The organism is Nocardia amamiensis NBRC 102102, assembly GCF_001612745.1.
GTDB lineage: Bacteria > Actinomycetota > Actinomycetes > Mycobacteriales > Mycobacteriaceae > Nocardia > Nocardia amamiensis.
The window spans coordinates 1-5120 of sequence record NZ_BDBA01000200.1; the positions used below are offsets into that span (position 1 = coordinate 1).

The 5120-nt window shown below is 69.6% G+C and carries 4 protein-coding genes; 3 read left to right on the forward strand and 1 reads right to left on the reverse strand.

The window, feature by feature from the left end; all coding sequences use genetic code 11:
- Positions 1-547, reverse strand: a 547-nt coding sequence (locus NA4_RS30200; RefSeq protein ID WP_373862850.1) for a DUF6542 domain-containing protein, incomplete at its 3' end; no start/stop codon positions are given.
- 743 nt (positions 548-1290) lie between these two features.
- Here NA4_RS30200 and NA4_RS30210 point away from each other — a divergent pair.
- From NA4_RS30210 to NA4_RS30220, 3 genes are all read left to right on the forward strand, one after another.
- Complete coding sequence (locus NA4_RS30210; RefSeq protein ID WP_067477755.1) at positions 1291-2466, forward strand: exonuclease SbcCD subunit D; 1176 nt, start codon at positions 1291-1293, stop codon at positions 2464-2466.
- The gene (locus NA4_RS30215; RefSeq protein ID WP_067477758.1) at positions 2463-2753 is read left to right on the forward strand and encodes a hypothetical protein; all 291 of its coding nucleotides are present in this window, start codon (positions 2463-2465) and stop codon (positions 2751-2753) included. The genes NA4_RS30210 and NA4_RS30215 overlap by 4 nt, the downstream gene beginning before the upstream one ends.
- A gap of 153 nt (positions 2754-2906) precedes the next feature.
- Positions 2907-5120, forward strand: a 2214-nt coding sequence (locus tag NA4_RS30220; RefSeq protein ID WP_084497588.1) for an AAA family ATPase, incomplete at its 3' end; no start/stop codon positions are given.

Sequence of the window (5120 nt, forward strand, 5' to 3'; positions counted from 1 at the left end):
GCGCCGCCTCAGCGAGCGTGCCAGGGGAGCGATTGGGCTTGCTCTTCTTGGCGGGCGGTTTCCCCGCGCTCGCGCCGCGGCGCACGGGGAGCGGCCTGCTCGCCTCTTCCTCGCGCCGGCGCATCAGGATTCGGGCGCCGCCGATCAGCGCGACGACGAGCGTGGCCAGCATCATGGTCGGGAAGCGGTTCACCAGCGGGATCGCCAGGTTCAGCAGGATGTCTTTCATCGAGGTCGAGCCGCGCCCGGTGAGCTGTTGATAGGCCAGTGGCACGGCGACGAACAGCAGCAGCGGCGGCAACACCATCGTGCTGAACAGCCCGCGGTAGCGCACGGCCGCGACGGCCGCCACGCACCCGAGGATGTACAACGCGGTGAACGTGCCGGTCAGCTCGCCGCCCCCGCCGACGGCATCGATCAGGAATCCCACAAACGTGCAGGCAACCGCGACCAGGACCGCCGCGCCGACGGGGATCCCCGGCACCGACGGCAGGATCGAGCGTTGCGGCGCGGGCACCCGGGATCGCGCACGTTCGGAAGCAGCCACGCTATGCACCCTAGTTGCCGCCGCGTTCGGCGGCGTGGCGGCACGGCCATAGTGACTATCCCGGCGGCCACACCGACGCCATGGTGTAGCTGAAAGCCTCCACCGCCCCGCCCACTTGGTCGCCCGTCCGGTCCGGGTGCTTTGCCGGTCAGCCGAGCGAGTGGTACGGATCACAGCAGAAGCACTGCACCTTGGCCCGATACCGGTACGGCTCTGCGCCATCCGAACGCAGAAAAATGGTCCGCGTCACAAGGACCGCGAAAGCGGCCCCACCGCGTTCTTCGGCAGCCGCGCACCGGTGATCAGTGCCGCGTTCGGAAAACGGATCGCCTTTCCGCCTGATGTGTCTGTCTCCGGGCTAGGCGCACCACAAGGAACGCGGCAGTGCCTACCGCAGCGGCAGCGGTGGGTATGTCATGTCACGACACGTTTCGTTCGTCCAGAGTGTCTACCCTGGGCTGCCAGCGTGCCGACCCACCGCACGCAGCGGTACCACCATCGCGCCGAGGCCGTGGGGATGTCTGCGCGCGTGGTGTCCGCACTGACCGCGCTGGGCGACCGCTGTGGCAAGCGCTGGTCGTGGGCCGACGTAGCGAGGCAGGTGTTCGCCGCTGTGGCGCGGTGCGCCGCGGGAGCGAACACGCCGCTCGGCCTGGCGGACATGCCGTGTGGTGGCTGGGCAAACCCGACACAGCGGGCAGGGTGATTGAAGTCTGTCGGTGGGTTGCCATACGGTTCCGCGCATGCGGATGCTGCACACCTCGGACTGGCACATCGGGCGCACATTTCACGGTGTCGATCTGCTTGCCGACCAGGCTCATTCATTGACCGCCATCGCGGAGCTGGTGGCCGAGGAGTCGGTCGACGTGGTCGTGCTGCCGGGCGACGTGTACGACCGGTCGATCCCGAGCGCCGACGCGATCGCGGTGTGCAACCGGGGATTCGAGGCCATCCGTGCGGCCGGGGCGCAGATCGTCGCCACCTCGGGCAACCATGATTCGCCTGCCCGGCTAGGCGCGGGCGCCAGTTTCGCCGCGGCGGGCGGGTTGCATTTGCGCACTACCGTCGCCGATGCCGATCGTCCGGTTCTGCTCGAGGACGAGCACGGTCTCGTCGCGTGCTACGGCATCCCCTACCTGGAACCGGAGATCACCCGCGCCGAACTCGATGTGCCGCAGGCTCGTTCGCACGCCGAGATCCTGGACGCGGCCATGGCACGCATCCGCGCCGACATCGCGCGTCGGCCCGGCGTGCGGACGGTCGTGCTGGCGCATGCCTTTGTCGTCGGCGGTGAGGCCACCGGGTCGGAACGGTCGATCTCGGTCGGGGGAGTGGAGACAGTATCGTTGGCCGTCTTCGAAGGCATCGACTATGTGGCGCTCGGCCACCTGCATTCGCCCCAGACACTGGCGGAGTCGGTGCGCTACTCCGGCTCGCCGCTGCCGTATTCGTTTGCCGAGAACTCGCACCGCAAGGCGGTGTGGATCGTCGATCTGAACGCGTCCGGATTGGCCACGGTGCGGCGCCGGGATCTACCAACGATCCGCGGACTGAGCAAAATCACCGGCACCCTGGACCAGTTGCTGAGCGATGAGGAGCACATCGCGGCCGAACAGCACTATGTGTCCGCGGTGCTCACCGACATCGCCCGCCCGGTCGATGCCATGCGCAAGCTCAGAGAACGGTTCCTCTTCGCCGTGCACGTGGAATGGGCGCGGCCCGAGGGCAACCCGGAGCTGCGCTACCGTGAGCGGGTGCACGGCCGCCGCGACACCGAAGTAGCCCGCAGCTTCCTCACCGACGTCCGCGGCGCGCCGACCTCGAGCGAGATGACCTGGCTGGAACGCGCGCTCGCCGCCGCCGTCGCGGAACGGGAGCAGGTGACCGTGGTGAGCGCGGCCGAGGAACTGTCCGCATGAGCGAGCGCGGCGGGCGGGCAACCGACGAAGCCGAGCGCGGCGGGCGAACAACCGACACTGCCGAGCGTGGCGAGCGTACAGCCGATGCGGCCGATCGTGGCGAGCGTACAGCCGATGCGGCCGAGCGTGGCGAGCGTACAGCCGACGCGGCCGAGCGTGGCGAGCGTACGACCGATGCGGCCGATCGTGGCGAGCGTACAGCCGATGCGGCCGAGCGCGGCGAGCGAACAACCGACGCCGAGCTGTCGCTCCCGACGGGTCCGAGCCTCGGCGAGGTGGAGTTATGAGCGAGCGCGGCGAGCGAACAATGAGCACAGCCGAGCCCTCGCTCATTACGGAGCCAACCGCTGGCGAGGTGGAGTCATGAACGTGTGCGCCGAGCGAGCCAAAGTTTCGACCGACCGCTCGCGTGTCCTGGAACCAGGCGTAAGCGCGGCGGCATGAGGTTGCACAAGCTCGAGATGACCGCGTTCGGCCCGTACGCCGACACCACGGTCGTCGACTTCGACGCGCTCGGCGCGGACGGACTGTTCCTTCTGCACGGCCAGACCGGAGCGGGAAAGACCACGGTGCTGGACGCGATCGCGTTCGCTCTGTACGGCAAGGTGCCCGGTGCGCGCGGCGAAAGCAAGCGGTTGCACTCCGATCACGCCCCGGAGAACACGCCGCCGCAGGTAATGCTCGAAGCAACCCTGGGTGGTCGCCGACTGCGGCTAACCCGCAGCCCCGAATTCGAGCGCCCCAAACGAGATGGCACCGGCATGCGCACCATGCCGGCCAAAGCCACGCTGACCTGGTTGGACGGCCGCGGCGAAAACCTCTCTCGGATAGTGGATATCGGCGACGAAGTCCTTCGTCTGCTCGGTATGAGCGCCGACCAGTTCTTCCAAGTCGTGCTGCTGCCACAGGGCGATTTCGCCCGTTTCCTGCGATCGGACAACGAAGACCGCGAAAAGCTGCTCGAAAAACTTTTCGACACCAAGCGTTTCGGCACGGCCGAGCAGTGGCTCGCCGACAAACGCCGCGCAGCCGAAGCCGAACTGGACGCACGCACCGAGGGCATCAAGCGACTGATCACCCAGGTCGGCATGGCAGCCGGAGTCCCGGATTCGATCGGGATCGCGGAATCGGTCACCTGGTCGCAAGATCTGCTGTCCGCCGCCCGCGCCGACCTCGCGACGGCCGTCACCGCGCTCGAACGCTGCAAGCAGGAGTCGGCGCGGACCCGCGAGCAAGCCGAACAACAACGTCGACTGCACGAACTGCACCGCCGCATGGCCGCGGCCCGTCGGCAACTGGACGATTACGCGGCCGCCGCCGAACGGCGCGGCGCGCTGCACGCCGAACTCGAACTTGCACGCCGGGCCCAGCCGGTCGCGGCGGCCATCGACGAGGCGCGCGCGGCGGTCCGAACCCAGCGCCAGCGAGACAGCGAAAAGATCAGCGCGGCAGGCCAATTGGCCGATCGGCTGCGGGAACCGGCGAGCGCCGACCTCGGCGGCGCCGAGTTGCTCCGGCCCGATGACGAGGCCCACGTGCGTGAGGACGCCGACATCGACGCGGCGATCCAACGCTGGAGCGGACAGATCGGCGCTCTGGACGAAGTGCGCGTCGACGCGGCCACTGCCACTCGGCTGGGTGACGAGCTCGTCGCGCTGCGCGCCGAGGACACGACGCTGGCCGAACGCGTCGTCGAACTCACCGAGCGACGCGACCGACTGCCCGCCGCGCTCGCCGCCGCGGAGACCAGATCGCGCGAGGCGACCGAGGCCACCGCGGCGCTGCCCGGCCTGACGGCGGAAACCGAGCGACTGCAGAACGCCGCGACGGCCGCCGTCGAACTGGCCACGCGCCGAACGACGCTCGATCACGCCAGGATCGAGTTCGACACCGCCCGCGCGACGCACCTCGACGCCAAGGAACTCGTGCTCGACCTACGGGAGCGCAGGCTGTCCGGAATGGCCGCCGAGCTGGCGGGCGGACTGGTCGACGGAAATCCCTGCGCGGTCTGCGGTTCCGCCGATCATCCCGCGCCCGCCCAGCCCACCGCGACCGCGGTGTCCAAGGACGAGGAGGAGGCCGCCGCGGCTGCCGAGCGCGCGGCCGAGGACACCCGCGACCGTGCGCTGGCCCGCATCACGGGGTTGGAGCGCGAGATCGAAGCGCTGATCGCGCGCGGCGGCGACACCGACCGCGTCGAGCTCGCTGCCGCACTGCGCGCCGCGACCGACCGCTACGAGGACACAGCGGAACTGGCCGCGCACGCCGACGACCTGAACGCCGAGCTCGCTCGTCTGCGCGACGACGAGACGCGCCTGAACGAGGAGCTGCGCGAATGCGACGCCCGCCGCAGCGCGGTCGCCGCCACCATCGCCTCCGCCGAAAAGCGGCTGACCGAACTCACCGAACGGCTGCGCCTCGCGGCCGGTGCCGATCAGACCATCGAACGCCGCCGGGCCCGGCTCGCCACCCTCGTCGCCGAGGCGTCCGCCCTGCGCGACGCCCGCGCCGAGGCGGTGGCGGCACGCGAGCAGGTCTCGCTTGTTGCCGATCGCGTCGAGAACCTCGCCTGTGCTGCGGGTTTCGTGACGGAAGGCCAGGTCGGTGATCCCGTGTCCGGTGTCGGCGGTTCTGTAGCGGCGACACGGCTGGCG